Origin of the sequence: Pseudoalteromonas sp. SG43-1 (assembly GCF_014164415.1) — a bacterium.
Lineage (GTDB): Bacteria > Pseudomonadota > Gammaproteobacteria > Enterobacterales > Alteromonadaceae > Pseudoalteromonas > Pseudoalteromonas distincta.
This window is the reverse complement of record NZ_JACJFD010000019.1, coordinates 19,908-34,009: the sequence shown is the minus strand read 5'-3', so window position 1 is coordinate 34,009 and position 14,102 is coordinate 19,908. Positions and strand designations below refer to the sequence as shown.

Annotated in this window: 11 protein-coding genes; 2 read left to right on the top strand and 9 right to left on the bottom strand. The window is 39.5% G+C overall.

Annotated features, from left to right (window positions below):
- The first annotated feature begins 146 nt into the window (after positions 1–146).
- Positions 147–2,906: a response regulator gene (locus tag H5159_RS13575; protein ID WP_182780447.1), complete on the top strand. Its 2,760-nt coding sequence runs from the start codon at positions 147–149 to the stop codon at positions 2,904–2,906.
- 26 nt (positions 2,907–2,932) lie between these two features.
- Here the strand turns inward: H5159_RS13575 and H5159_RS13570 are convergent, their stop codons facing one another.
- Positions 2,933–3,622, bottom strand: a complete 690-nt coding sequence (locus H5159_RS13570) for a DUF1826 domain-containing protein (protein WP_182780446.1) — start codon at positions 3,620–3,622, stop codon at positions 2,933–2,935.
- Positions 3,622–4,821 (bottom strand): zinc metallochaperone GTPase ZigA, encoded by a 1,200-nt coding sequence (gene zigA, locus H5159_RS13565; protein WP_182780445.1) that lies wholly within the window; start codon positions 4,819–4,821, stop codon positions 3,622–3,624. The genes H5159_RS13570 and zigA overlap by 1 nt, the downstream gene beginning before the upstream one ends.
- Before the next feature lie 223 nt (positions 4,822–5,044).
- On the opposite strand from zigA, the gene H5159_RS13560 reads away from it, so the two are divergent.
- Positions 5,045–7,180, top strand: coding sequence for a TonB-dependent siderophore receptor (locus H5159_RS13560; protein WP_024595619.1), 2,136 nt, complete (start codon positions 5,045–5,047; stop codon positions 7,178–7,180).
- Between the two features lie 33 nt (positions 7,181–7,213).
- Here the strand turns inward: H5159_RS13560 and H5159_RS13555 are convergent, their stop codons facing one another.
- The 7 genes from H5159_RS13555 to H5159_RS13525 form a co-directional block, all read right to left on the bottom strand.
- Positions 7,214–8,308, bottom strand: coding sequence for a mechanosensitive ion channel family protein (locus H5159_RS13555; protein ID WP_182696034.1), 1,095 nt, complete (start codon positions 8,306–8,308; stop codon positions 7,214–7,216).
- Between the two features lie 95 nt (positions 8,309–8,403).
- Positions 8,404–8,805, bottom strand: coding sequence for a DUF6691 family protein (locus H5159_RS13550; protein WP_002958285.1), 402 nt, complete (start codon positions 8,803–8,805; stop codon positions 8,404–8,406).
- 3 nt (positions 8,806–8,808) lie between these two features.
- The gene (locus H5159_RS13545; protein ID WP_182780444.1) at positions 8,809–9,222 is read right to left on the bottom strand and encodes a YeeE/YedE family protein; all 414 of its coding nucleotides are present in this window, start codon (positions 9,220–9,222) and stop codon (positions 8,809–8,811) included.
- Positions 9,223–9,224: 2 nt separating this feature from the next.
- Positions 9,225–10,484 carry an OmpP1/FadL family transporter gene (locus H5159_RS13540; protein ID WP_182780443.1) on the bottom strand — a complete coding sequence of 420 codons (1,260 nt, stop codon included), beginning with the start codon at positions 10,482–10,484 and terminating at the stop codon, positions 9,225–9,227.
- A gap of 379 nt (positions 10,485–10,863) precedes the next feature.
- The gene (locus H5159_RS13535) at positions 10,864–12,294 is read right to left on the bottom strand and encodes a sugar porter family MFS transporter (RefSeq protein ID WP_182780442.1); all 1,431 of its coding nucleotides are present in this window, start codon (positions 12,292–12,294) and stop codon (positions 10,864–10,866) included.
- A 36-nt stretch (positions 12,295–12,330) separates the two neighbouring features.
- On the bottom strand, positions 12,331–13,434 hold the full coding sequence (locus H5159_RS13530) for a FecR family protein (protein ID WP_182716195.1): 1,104 nt from the start codon (positions 13,432–13,434) through the stop codon (positions 12,331–12,333).
- On the bottom strand, positions 13,427–13,999 hold the full coding sequence (locus H5159_RS13525; protein WP_002958279.1) for an RNA polymerase sigma factor: 573 nt from the start codon (positions 13,997–13,999) through the stop codon (positions 13,427–13,429). Before H5159_RS13525 ends, H5159_RS13530 begins: the two co-directional genes overlap by 8 nt.
- Between the last annotated feature and the right edge of the window lie 103 nt (positions 14,000–14,102).

Genomic DNA, 14,102 nt, shown 5'->3' with positions numbered 1-14,102 from the left:
TTTATATTTTTTCACTAAATTAATCCATAATACCTAATAGTTTCCAGCTCCTTTTCTCGCTAGACAACTTTTAACTTGTACGCAATAATGTAGCAATTATATTAATTTAACACTGCGTGTTAACAAAGTACTCTAGGGTTGAAGTAATGCCTCAAAGAAGTAAGTGGACACTCGCTGTTTTATTAGGGCTGCTAGGGGGTTTAGTTAACCTCTCGCCGTTACATTTTTTCGACAGTTCTGAGTTTTTATTTGGGCAAGTATTTGTATTATGTAGCTTAGTGTTTATTGGGCTGCGTTATGCGTGCTTAAGCCTTGCGATTGTATCTGGCTTTTTACTTTATAGGTGGGGGCATTGCTGGCCGAGTATTGTTTATTTACTCGAGCTTTTTTGGCTTTACACTTTTTGTTTACGCCGCTCTAAACCCATACTCCCTCTTGGTACTGTTTTTTGGCTGTTAGTTGGTTTACCTATAATTTGGGGAATAGGGCAGTTTCTTATTGGTCTGCCATGGTTAACGCTAGTTGTTGCAATATCAAAGTACCTCATAAATGCGTTAATTAGCTTAGCTTTAGTTGATTTATTTAGTGTATTTGTACCCCACGCCAGCCGTGCCTATCAGGGCAGGCCTCTTGCTCGCATTCTTAGCTATGTTGTAAGCGTTATTATTATATTGGTTATACTGCTTACCAGTGTAATTTTAGTGAACGATCACCACTCTCGGTTAGAGTATGAGGTAGACGCCCAACTCGAAGAAAAAGCCAAATATATAAGCACTCAATTAAGTGATTATTTAACGTTTCATAAAAATGCCATTGTAATGAGTAGCGACGCCATAAGCGCGGGCACAGATAGTGAGCAGCAGTTAAAAAGGCTAATGAATCTATTTCCAGGGTTTGCTACAAGCTTGTATGCAAACCCTAGCGGCTACGTCGAAATAACGTCGCCTAATAACCTTATAGCGGGGTTAACTAAGGCGCAGCGTAATGTCACTGATCGCGAGTACTTTAATCAGGCTAAGCAATATCCTCTCGGTTATAGCGGTGGTGTGTTTCAAGGTCGAGGGCCTGGCAATGAAGCCATTGTTGCGCTGTCGGCACCTATTTATCGTGATGGTGAGTTTTTCGGCGTAGTAGAGGGGTCGTTAAAGCTTGGACGATTAGAGCAGTTTATTCCTAATTTATTTGAAAATACTGGCGAATTAGTTGTACTGGATGATAAGCAAAAAGTGGTTTTTAGCTCCCTTGAGCAGTTTAAAATATTAACCGACTTTAACGAAGATGGTTTTAATGCGCGTAATATGGGCGATAAAAATTTATTTCGCTCCAATAATAATGAGGTTTACCATAGTTCTAGATATGTTAATCCGCAGAGTAAATGGCAAGTAATCACTTTTTATAATCGTAAACATTTGAGTATGGCTGTAGCTAAAGCATGGCTGCCAAGTATTTTGCTAGGCGCTATGCTAATTATTATGGTGGTGCTGTTTGTACGCCAACTTGCAAACTTATTAGTGCAGCCAATTAGTGGTTTAACTAATTTAATGCAAAGCTTTAATAAATCAAAAAAACATACTTTTAATACAGATTCAAGTTGGCAAGAAGTATTGCAACTACAACAGCAGTTTGAAATGCTAGCCACTGCGCTGCAGCATTCAATTGAAAACCTGCAAGCGTCAAATATAAAAAACCAAGACCTAAACAAACAACTCAGTGAGTTTAACCAGCAGCTAGAAAAACAAGTTGCTGAGCAAACTAACAAGCTTAAGCAAGCAGTAGAGCGTGCTAATTTAGCTAATGTGGCTAAATCGCAGTTTTTAGCAAATATGAGTCATGAACTACGCACCCCAATGAACGGTATTTTGGGCATGGGTGAAGTATTGCTGCGTGATAGTTCGTTAACCGACGAGCAAAGAGATCTTTTAGATACGCAACAAAAAAGTGCTCAAAACTTATTAAAAATCTTAAACGATATTTTAGATTTTTCTAAAATTGAGGCTAATGCAATGCAAATTAGCCCGCGCCCAACAAACTTAGCGCCGTTTATCGAAAATATTAAATCGTTGTTTTCACCCATTGTAAGCTCTGACGATGTGCAGTTTATAGTTCAGTGTAGTAACACCTTGCCAGATTGTATTAACGTAGATGATTTACGCTTAAGCCAAGTTATTATTAATTTATTATCTAACGCGTATAAGTTTACTGAGCGCGGGTTTGTGCGTTTATCGTTTGATTACAGTGGCCAGCAATTATTTGTGAGTGTGTCTGATAGCGGCATTGGCATAGAAAAAGATCAGCAATCGTTATTGTTTAGTGAGTTTACTCAAGCTGATGTAGGTGTTGCGCGTAAATATGGCGGTACCGGGCTAGGTTTGGCCATTAGCCAAGGGTTAATTAAAAAAATGCAGGGTGAAATATCTTTAAATAGTGCACCCGGTAAAGGCAGCATGCTCAAGTTTTACATTAATGCGCCTAAAGCTGAGTTTATAGAGCCCACAGCCGCAGTAAAGTCGCAATCAGTACCTGATCTTGGTAGCAAAAAATTACTATTGGTAGAAGACAACCCCATAAACCGCCAAGTAATTGCAAAAATGTTAGAGCCAACTCATATACAACTTACAATGGCTAACGATGGAATTGAAGCGTTAAAAGTGCTTAAGGGTAACACCTTTGACTTAATTTTAATGGATTGCCAAATGCCAAATATGGATGGTTACGAATGTACCCAAACCATACGTGCTAACGAAGTAAACACTAAGGCACATGTGCCCATTATTGCAATTACCGCTAATGCCTACGAAGATGATAAACAGCGCTGTTTAAGTGTAGGTATGGATGACTTTGTATCTAAACCTGTAAGCACACAAGGTTTGTACGAAGTAATCGCTAGGGTGATAAACGCGCATTAGCTTAGCGTTTATCACCACAACAAATTTTAGATAAAATCGAGCGTAAGTAATAAGCGTTGCTCGTTTTCAGCCACCGGGGGTGAGCGATGTACAAGCCCCGCACCTTCGTTTTCATCCCAGTACTCGCCTTTAAGCAGGGCAACATCACCTTGCTTGAGTTGATTAATATTATTTAGGCTTTTAAATAAGCCAGACTCTTCATCGGGTTTACCTAAATTACCAGTACCTAGCTTTGAGCGGTTTACATCGCTGTGATTTAACCACTGCGTAGCAACACCTTGATAGGTAGTAACTAGCCGGCACGGAATTTTGTCTACATGAAAACGCGGGCACATGGGTTTATCTAATATTTTTAGCCTTAAACCGGCGCGTTTTAAATCAAACAGGCAGCAAAACATTTCAACCAACAGTGCGATATCTTCACACAGCGCTTTAACTTCATCGCGGTTATTATCTTCTGGCTTAAGCGTTTTTATTAATTGATCAAACGCATCATCGGGCGATACCGCAAGTTCTAGTGGCTTTAAAGCATTTGCGCTAATGAGAGTATTAACTGCATTTGTAAATGTTTGCTCAAGGTCTCTTTGCCAAATAACAATGTTAGTCTCTTGGTTATAAATTTGTGGCAATACATCGGCGTCACACTCTTTAGCTGCTTTTCGGTACAGCGGTTCCGCAGGCTTTATTTGCGCAGTTATTGGGGCTAGGGCATTCATTACTCTTCCTCCCAAATAGGAAACGGGTCGTTATAGGTTCTCCAAAAGTCCTTACCCTTAAGTACCGCATCTTCTGGTAGTAGGCAGTCATCAAGCGCTTTAATCATCGCTTGTTTATTTAATGATTGACCAATAAACACAAGCTCTTGGCGCATGTCACCAAAGGGTTCTACCCATTTATTATTTATGTCAGCAAGCAGTTCAGGCTCTGTAGGCCAGTCTTTTTGGGGGATGGCTTTAAAAAACATACCAGCAAATCCGTAATGAGCTATACCGCCTGCTTGGCTCCACTGCGCGCAAAATAAAGGGCGTGTTGCTAACCAAAAATACCCTTTTGAGCGAATAAGTTTGCCAAATTGTTCGGTGCTATGAAGAAAGTTATAAAACTTTTCTGGGTCAAATGGGCGGCGCGCAGTGTAATTAAAGCTGCTAATACCATACTCTTCAGTCTCGGGAATATGTTCACCACGCATTTCTTTAAGCCACCCCGGTGCTTGTTGGGCACGTTCAAAATTAAATAAACCGGTGTTTAGCACTTCGTTAATATTAATATGGCCGTCTGAAATAGGAATAATGTTAGCTTGAGTATTAAGCGTATTTAAAATGGCAGTGAGTTTATTTAATTCATCGTTTGTAATTAAATCAGTTTTACTAATTAAGATTACATCGGCAAATTCAACTTGGTCAACAAGTAGGTCGGCTACGCTTCGCTCGTCGTCTTCTCCTAACGATTCGCCAGTATCTTGTAAATCATTTGCTTGTTCGTAGTCGTTTAAAAAGTTAACGGCATCAACCACCGTTACCATAGTATCAAGGGTGGCAATATCACCCAGTGATACGCCATTTTCATCGGCAAATGTGAAGGTTTCGGCTACAGGTAATGGCTCAGAAATACCGGTTGATTCAATAACGAGGTAATCAAAACGCCCATCTTTGGCAAGTTTGCCCACTTCAACAAGTAAGTCTTCTCGTAGGGTGCAGCAAATACAACCGTTGCTCATTTCAACGAGCTTTTCGTTACTGTGATTGAGCGATACATCGTTTTTAATAGTGGCTGCATCAATATTTATATCGCTCATATCGTTAACTATAACAGCCACTTTTTTACTTTGCCTGTTATTAAGAATATGGCTAAGTACAGTGGTTTTACCAGCCCCCCAAAAACCTGATAACACTGTGACGGGCAGTTTATTTATCATTTAATAATCTTACTAAATTACAATTAAAGGTATGTTATATTATACCAATTTCGTATTCCAGTAATGCTAATTAATTTTTTTAATGCTGAGCTGCAAATTTAGTGTGTTACTCAAAAACTCTTCATTCGAAAAATAAGGATGAATATGAAATTATTTACATTGCACATGTTAATGATAGTCGTTATCATTCGCAGTGTTTTATAAACCTCTTCTTTGGATCAATATGTTTAACCAAAAATATTTGGCGCTCAGTATTGCTGCGTCTTTTTCTGCTTTTTCTAATGTGGCATTTGCCGAGCAAAATAACGATATTGAAAAAATAGAAGTAACTGGCCGTGCCCAGCAATTTTACCTAGAAACCGAAAGTAAAATTGGTACCAAAACTAATTTAGATCTTATTAAGCTTCCGCAATCTGCGCAGGTATTAACCGAGCAACTTATTATTGACCAAGCAGCGCGCGACATTACCGATTTATACCGCTCAATTGCGGGTGTCAGTGAATACAGCTACTCAGGTGTAACTTTTCGTGGTTTTAGAGATGACGCCAATGTATTTTATGATGGTGTGCGTGGCGACCCATATTCGGGCTTTGGTGTACCGCAGTTATTTAATGTTGAACGTGTTGAAGTATTAAAAGGGCCTGCCTCTGCTTTGTATGGCGGTGGCGAACCTGGTGGGATGATTAATTACGTAACCAAAAAGCCAAGCTACACACAAAAACGCGAACTAAAGCTTACTTTAGGTAACTACAACACCCGTGGTGCATCACTTGATATGACAGGTGGTTTAAGCGATACAATGGCTTATAGATTGGGTGGTTACTATGAAGAGCAAGACAGCTTTCGTAACAATGCAGACTCAAAAAATACCGAGCTGACAGGTGGATTGTTATTTGATTTAACAGATTCAACAACCCTAACCACAAGTGTTGACTACATTAAACAAGACTTAGGCGGAAACCGCTTACGTGGCGTACCGGTAGATGACAACGGCAACTTTTTAGTTGACCCAAGTTATAACGCCAATGAGTCGTTTGATTATCAAAATATGGAAGCTTTGGTGCTTCAAGCAGAACTTAGCCATTATTTTAATGATGATTTTTCGTTAAGTACTACGTTTCGTTACATGGATAACGAGCGAGACCAAGCCTACCATGAGTCGCAAAGCTGGGTAGATGTAAACGGTGATGGCGTTGCCAATATTGACGATGAAACGATTAAGCGTGAATACCGTAAGCAATTTCGTGCCAATAAAGAGGCAAGTGTAACCACCGACTTTGTTTATAACTTTGGACAAGGACAATTAACCCATCAGTTTTTATTTGGTGGTGATTACCACACCGTTGATACCGAATATGACTACTTTCGCGCCCGATATGAGGCCGATGGCGTCGCTAATTTAAATATTTTTAATTTAAACTACGGTGAAACCGATCCAAGTACTTATAACCTTACCGACATGAACCGCGATGGCGTAGATACCGACCGATTTGGTGTATACGCGCAAGACGTAATTAGCATAGGCGAGCAGTGGACAATAATTGCAGGTTTGCGCTATGACCATTTTAAAGAGTTTAATCAAGAAACAGGTTTTAGTTACTCAGATAACGATATAACGCCGCGCGTTGCTGTTACTTATCAGCCAGTAGAAAACACATCGGTATATATTAATTACTCAGAGAGCTTTAACCCTACATCATCAGCCGACCAAGAAGATGTAGAAGGCGAAGGTAATTTAGAACCAGAGACCGGTAAGCAAACCGAGCTGGGTATGAAAAACCAATGGCTCGATGGCAAAATAATGAGCACCTTTGCAATTTACCAAATTAATAAAGAAAACGTGGTAATGAGCAACCCTGACGATACGGGAGCGGGGGATGGCATTGCTGCACTTTTAAATATAGGTGAAGTAGAAAGCCGAGGATTTGAAACAACTTTAGTCGGTGATTTATCAGCGCACTGGACCGTAACGGCTAACTACGCTTACAACGATACGCAAGTGGTAGACGGCGTAACGGGTGATACGCTTTCAAATACATTTGGAGATGGTTCGCGCTTTGCTAATGCACCACGCCACCAGGCAGGTTTATGGACTCGCTACGCTATTGATTCAATTGACTCATCAATTGCATTTGGTGCAAATTACGTAAGTGAGCAACTGAGTACCAGTGGTCAAAAAGTAAAACCATTTACCGTATTTGATATGAGCTGGACGAGTCGTTTTGACGACGTATTACTGAGTGTAAATATTAATAACCTGTTTGATAAAGAATATGCTGTAAGTGGATTTAGTGAACGAAATGGCCATTTTCCTGGCAGCCCTCGTGAAATTATTGGGCAAATAACCTACAAGTTTTAATACTTATTAGCGCGAGAGTCACTCGCGCTTTTTTTAAGTGTCGCCTTGCACCTTTTTATCACTATTAAATTTAGCGGCTTCTTGAGTAGTGTTAATAGCCGTAATAGGGAAGGGGATTACAATACCTTCTTTTTTATAGCGTTTATGCAGGGCTTTTATAAAAGCAGATTTTACCCAAAAGCGATTAAAGTATTCTTTAGCTCTAAGCATCACCGTAAAGTTAATGCTTGATCTATCAAAGGTATGAAAAACCACAAAGGTATTGTAATCATCAACACCCCATTCGTGTGAAATAAGTATTTCACGAGCCACTTCAAGTGTTACTTGTTCAACAAATTCTAAATCTGAATCGTAATGCACACTTATATCAACAGGCACGCTTAGCTCTTTTTCAGGGTAAAAGTAATTAATAATACGCGATTTAGATAATTGGCTATTAGGTATAATAATCATATTGTTAGGTAGCATTTTAACCCATGTAGATCGCCAGCCTATATGATCAACAAAGCCTTGCTCCTTAGATTCAAGCTCAATAAAATCACCCACCCTTATAGGTTTATCTATTACTAGCTGCACGCCAGAAAAAAAGTTTTCGAGGGTAGGTTGCAAAGCAAGAGCAACAGCCAGTGATGTAATACCTAACGAGGCAATAATGGGCGTAATAGAAATACCTAACGTGCCCATTAATACCAGTAATCCCACTGACGATAATGTAACGCGTATCACGCCTTTAATTATGCTTTTTGAATTAAAAACCACGGCAGATTGTTTACCATAGTAATTAATAGTGCCAATAATAAAGCGGTCTAAAAACATAATAAGTGCAAGCAGAGCTAATACAATATTAATGCTATTAAAAGGGATCTGTTGAGAAATAGAAGTACCAATAATGAAAGTGTCGTGCTCTAAAATGGTGAGTAGCACAATAATTGTGCACAGTGTTAGCGGCTTAGATATTGACTCTATTAGTAAAGTATCGAATATAAATTTGGTTTTTGAAGTCCATTTTTTTAGCCAGTACATTACAAAAAAACGAATTAAAAACAGTAGTATAGCTATAAGTAAAAGGGAGGACGCTGCGCCTAACCAAGGTGTGTTGTTAGAAAATTCCAGCGCTTTATTTAGCATAACTTAAACCTGTTCAATATAGTTTTATATATTGCAGCAAGTTATGTACCTTTGTTTGGGTAAAAGTAGCTGCCGAGTTTAGTCGGCAGCAAATATTATACTTTTTTGGCTAACCACATACCGCCTAGCACGGCTGCAAAAAACAATAAAAACTCCATTTTAAGAGATACTAATTGAACCAAGCCCGGGCCTGGGCATATACCACTTAAACCCCAGCCTAAACCAAAAAGTACCGAGCCGATAATTAAGCGCGCATCAATTTTTTTTAAATCACTTAAATTAAACGTTCCTGAAAGAAGTGGCTTCTCTTTTTTTGCAACCCATAACCATGTAAGCATCATTATTAGCATGGCAACAGCCATCACTATAATTAAGCTTGCGTCCCATTGGTTTCCATAAGTAAGAAAGTTAATCACTTTAGCGGGGTTTGTCATCCCGCTAATAATAAGTCCTAAGCCAAATATAAAGCCTATAACAACCATCATAATTGCTTTCATTATTTATCCTACAAGGTTTGCTGTAATGAAGGCGACAAGAATAAATGTGCATGTTGCAACCCAAGAGCGAGTAGAAAAGCGCGACATGCCGCACACACCATGGCCACTTGTGCACCCATTAGCTAACGTTGTACCAGCGCCAACTAAAAGCCCTGCAACAACAATAAGCCAAGGCGGTAATTGCAATTCGCCTTCTAATAAAGATGGCGCAAATACCCTTACAGCCACTCCTGCCAACAACAACCCTAAAATAAAGTATAACTGCCAACGAGAGTCTGAATTTGCTTTAGCGAATACAGACTTAACAATGCCTGATATGCCCGCAACTTTTCCGTATAAAACCAGTAATAACGTACACGCTATACCTATTAATGCCCCGCCTATTGCAGCCGATACTAGGGTGAATTCTGTTATCATTTTTAAATTTCCCAAACAATAGAAACGCCTAAACCGGTTTGTTTCATTTCGATTGATAATTGTTGATTAGGCGCTAAGTAGTTAGCACCCGTTACTTTTTTTGCTGGCGAATAAAAAGCCATAGCGTTTAATTGTACCTTTTTGGTAAAAGAATGGCTAAAGCCAGTAGTAAAATGCCACTCTTGAACGCCCGGGGCTAAAATATTAAGCAAAACGTTTGATGAAGGAATAGGTTGCTCGGTATAAGATACCCCAAAACGAATTTTTTGTTGCGATGTACGTTGCCACTGATAGCCAAGCTTATAAATAGTCATATCGTTCCAGCCAAACCCAGCGCCGGCGTTAGCCCCTAAAGGTGCTGACACCAAGTTACTGATTGGATTTGCAATACTTTTTACTTCGCTGTAATTTATTTTTTGCCAATCAAATACAACCTGATTACTTGGGGTAAGCTTGTAGGCTGCGCCAAGTTGAAACGAACTTGGTAGATCAAATCCGCCTTGCTCTGCAAACAAACCTTTATAGCTATCAAACTCTTGCATAGACACTGATGAGCGGTAACTCGCCCCCCAGCTTAATGACGAATTTATATCTTGGCTAATACCTAGTTGAATGCCTAAGCCTGTGCTTGTATCGGTGCCATTATTTGTAAGCGCTTGGGGTGATTGCGAAAAAGGAGCAAAGTTTCCAAGCCCTTGCGCTTCAAACTGTTGCACCACGTAAATAGGAGATACACCAAGGCGTGTTTGTTCATTCAACTCATAGCTTACTGTTGGGCTAATAAAGAGTTGTTTTAAATCAACACCAGTAGTGCCAGCATAAAATGTGCCTTCAGGCTCTGAATCGGCGCTGTAGTCGGTGTTCATACCGCCATTACCATAAACTAATAAGCCAATACTTACTTTGTCATTAAGCTGGTGGCCAATAGCAAATTCAGGAATAGCAAATAAAGTGTTATCACTTTTTTGGGTTTTTGCTTCAAGATAAAATGCGCCAGGGTAAAAAGTATCTACTTTTGATGCAGTATATTTTCGTTCAGGTGAAAAAAGCTCTAAGCCCAGTGATAGCTCTGTTCCATTAGGTAAAAAGGTTGCTGGATTATTAGCGCCAGACATTAACTCTTCTGACAGCGCTACACCTGCGCCAGCCATGCCTTTGTGGGTCATGCCATAGCCGTGAGTAAAATAACCATTAGTAGCAAATGCACTGAACGAACCTAACGCACACGTTAAAGCTAAGCCTGAAATTAACTGTTTTTTCATTTTAGTAAATACATAAAGTTGGAATGGGCGGACAATAGCTAATTTTTGATATTCTAAAAAGGAATTTAAATAGATTAGTAATAATAAAAGGTAATACGGCAATGGTTATAAAGTTAAAATAAATGAGCGTAGATTGCTATTCAACCTTAACTTAAGTTAAAAGTTTCGCTAACGTATTGAGCTGTAGTGATATTTAAGTATGCAATCGGTAGCTATAAACTTTGGTAGTAAAAGCTTGCTGGTAAAAGGAGCGTTTACGTATTAACAGCAGTTTAAAATATATTTATTAATTAACGTTGAGCTCATCCAAACAATCACTCTTAAATAACGCCATTGTATGTAAAAGCAAAGCGGTGATTAATATCACCGCTTTTAAAAATTACATAGATTCGAGCGTTTTACCGCGTGTTTCTTTTATGTATTTAACAACAAAAAATATGCTTATAAGTGCCGATAACGCATAAAAGCCATAAGCACCGGCAAGGCCAATGTTAGCCAGCATAATAGGGAAGGTCATGGTAATGGCAAAGTTAGCAATCCATTGTGCGCTAGCTGCAACAGCAAGGGCTGCACCACGAATACGATTATTAAACATTTCGCCTAATAATACCCATACAACAGGGCCCCAACTTAAGCCAAAAAATACCACAAATAAGTTAGCCATAATCAGTGCAAACGTACCCATGTTATCGCTAAGGGCAAGTTTGCCTGCTTCATCAAGGCCTGCACTACCAAATATATAAGTAAGCGCGCTTAAGCTAATAAACATACCAATACTGCCTACTAATAGCAGTGGCTTACGGCCAATTTTGTCAACTAGGGCAATGGCAATAAAGGTTGATACAATATTAGTAGTACCTGCGAGTACATTTATAAATAGCGATTGCGACTCGTCAAATCCAGCGGCTTGCCACAGCTCTGAGCCGTAATAAAACACCACGTTAATACCCACAAATTGCTGAAATACACTCAGCGCAACACCCACCCAAACAATTGGGTGTACTTTTTTACTGTTATCAATAAATAAATCGCGAATACTTGGCTTTGTGTCGCTATGCAATGAGCGTTTTACATCGCTTATTTGTTTATCTGCATTGTCGTCTGAAATTTTGCTAAATACCGCTTTTGCATCATCCACTTTACCTTGCGCCACTAAATAACGAGGCGACTCAGGAATAAACAACACACCCACTAAAAACAGTATTGCAGGCACAAGCTCAGCCCAAAACATCCAGCGCCAAGCGGCTGTATCAAGCATTAAAATATTTTGCGCGCTACCTGCGGCATCAGCAATTAAATAGTTACTTAAAAACGCAGCAAACAAACCCAGTACAATAGCGAGTTGTTGAAGTGTAGCTAAACGACCGCGAAGTGCTGGTGGTGCAACCTCAGCAATGTAAGCTGGCGCTAATACTGATGCAGCACCAATACCTAAGCCACCAAATAAGCGATAAAAAATAAATTCAGCTGAGCTTTCGCTAATGCCCGACCCAAAGGCACTAATGGCAAAAATAATCGCGGTGATGATCATAATTGCACGGCGGCCAAATTTATCAGCCAGCGGCCCCGCAGCAAGTGCACCTAGGGCGCAGCCAAGTAACACAGACGCTACGTTAAAGCCCGTAGCTACACTGCTTGAGTTAAAAGCATTACCGAGTGCCGACACTGTGCCGTTAATAACACCTGAGTCAAAACCAAATAAAAAGCCACCAATAGCAGCCACGGCAGAGATAAAAATTACGTAAAAAAGTGAGCACGTGTTTGATGTGTGCGCCGAGCTATTATTCCTCGGCGATAAAGATGATGTCATGATTGTGTGTCCTGATTTTTATTATTGTGTACTGTACTATATTGAAGCGCTTGGATCTGCGTAATTTAAACGAATTTTATCTGGGCTAATTCTTTCATAACTAATATTAAAATTATTATTTAATACTTCTAATAAGCCCTTAACATCGCCTGTTTTAAACATACCAGCGACTTGTACCCTTGTTAAACGCTCATCATCAGAAAGCTCAAAGTCTATATTCGTATATCGACTAATCTCGGCCATGGCATCGGCAAGAGATTCGCCTCTAAAAATAAGGCTTCCTTTACGCCAAGAAAGACTAGCCGCTACGTCTATAGGGTCTACTTTTTCAACGTGCTTAGCTATTTTACCTTTGAAACTTAAATCGAGCTTTTCACCTTTAGAAACTGCTGTAGAGTTATTTGATAAAAATTTACCAAGCTTATTTGTTCCATTTTTTTGGAGGCTTGATGGTTGCGAATTACTTTGTTCGGCAACAAGCACTTTTCCATCAGTGACTATTAATTCTATTTGTTTTTCACCCACTTCAACATTAAACGCAGTGCCTACTGCCTGAATAACTTTATCACCAGCAATAACACTTAAAGGCCGTGCCTTATCATGCGCCACATTTATATGTATCTCCCCCCGCAGTAAGTTAATTACTCGAGAGTCTCGGGTATATCTTATTTGTACAAAACTATTAGTGTTTAATGTAATTTCACTTTTATCTGGCAAAATTATGTCTTTGCTTTCACCTACACCCGTTTGAAAGTTAAGTTGCTTAGCGACAACAGCTGACCGATTAACGGGATAAAAAAATGAAAAATTAAATGCTTCTTGAAAAAAGCTAAGTGCAACAGCCAATAAAACAGAAGCGGCCGTTGCACCTAACCACACAGGGAGGCGTTTTTGTCTAGATTGTGATTGCGGGAATAGATCAGATAAGCGGCTGAGTTCACCCATCTTGTCCCATAGGTGTGCAACTTCAAGTAATACTTCGACGTTTTTATATGACTGAGCTAACCAGAGCTGCAATGCGTCTTTTTCGGGTTTAGTTAAACCTCTATCGAGCTTAGCAAGCCATTCACTTGCACAATCAAGGCGTGCGTCTTCGACTGCCTTATTATTTCGTTCGTCTATATGGTGGACATTACTCATGACTACCCCCTGCACTTTTTTGTGAAGAAGAGTTAGGTTTGCCATACACACTTTTTTCAGATTGTCGCATAAACTGCGTACAACGTTTTACGCCGGTTGCTATATGTTTTTCCACGGTACTTTCACTAAGGTTTAATTGAGCAGCAATTTCTCGCTGCGAATAACCATACACTTTTTTTAATACAAACACTTTACGGCATTGAACAGGCAAAAGCCTGACAGCTTCACAAAAATTTGAAAATTCGCAATCGGTAAGCGCATTTTCGTACATTTCGTCTTTCTGATGTTCCGTTAAGAGTTGCTCTAATGCTTCCATGTTGTCGATACTATCGACTAGTCGTATATTGGCTTGCTTTTGATAATCGAGCGCTAGGTTACGCGCCGTTTTATAAATAAAAGATTTTGGTGAGCAAATGTTTTCAGTGTTTTTTATTTGACAAATTCGCACGTAAGTTTCTTGCACAATGTCTTCAATTTCATGTGGAGGCACTATGCGTGCCACTACATTTGAGAGACCTTTGCGCGAGGCCAGATAAGCCTTATAAAATAGTGTGTCTTTTGTCATTGAGTGTGTGTCTCGTGTGTGTGTGGTTTTGGCAATTGTTGTTATTGTTTTGCCATTACAGCTTAAGACGATTGGTAATAAAAAATCCGCTACTCAATTTTAA

Coding starts and splice junctions, on each gene's coding strand:
- H5159_RS13575 (WP_182780447.1), top strand. CDS start 147: ATGCCTCAAAGAAGTAAGTGGACACTCGCTGTTTTATTAGGGCTGCTA.
- H5159_RS13570 (WP_182780446.1), bottom strand. CDS start 3,622: ATGAATGCCCTAGCCCCAATAACTGCGCAAATAAAGCCTGCGGAACCG.
- zigA (WP_182780445.1), bottom strand. CDS start 4,821: ATGATAAATAAACTGCCCGTCACAGTGTTATCAGGTTTTTGGGGGGCT.
- H5159_RS13560 (WP_024595619.1), top strand. CDS start 5,045: ATGTTTAACCAAAAATATTTGGCGCTCAGTATTGCTGCGTCTTTTTCT.
- H5159_RS13555 (WP_182696034.1), bottom strand. CDS start 8,308: ATGCTAAATAAAGCGCTGGAATTTTCTAACAACACACCTTGGTTAGGC.
- H5159_RS13550 (WP_002958285.1), bottom strand. CDS start 8,805: ATGAAAGCAATTATGATGGTTGTTATAGGCTTTATATTTGGCTTAGGA.
- H5159_RS13545 (WP_182780444.1), bottom strand. CDS start 9,222: ATGATAACAGAATTCACCCTAGTATCGGCTGCAATAGGCGGGGCATTA.
- H5159_RS13540 (WP_182780443.1), bottom strand. CDS start 10,484: ATGAAAAAACAGTTAATTTCAGGCTTAGCTTTAACGTGTGCGTTAGGT.
- H5159_RS13535 (WP_182780442.1), bottom strand. CDS start 12,294: ATGACATCATCTTTATCGCCGAGGAATAATAGCTCGGCGCACACATCA.
- H5159_RS13530 (WP_182716195.1), bottom strand. CDS start 13,434: ATGAGTAATGTCCACCATATAGACGAACGAAATAATAAGGCAGTCGAA.
- H5159_RS13525 (WP_002958279.1), bottom strand. CDS start 13,999: ATGACAAAAGACACACTATTTTATAAGGCTTATCTGGCCTCGCGCAAA.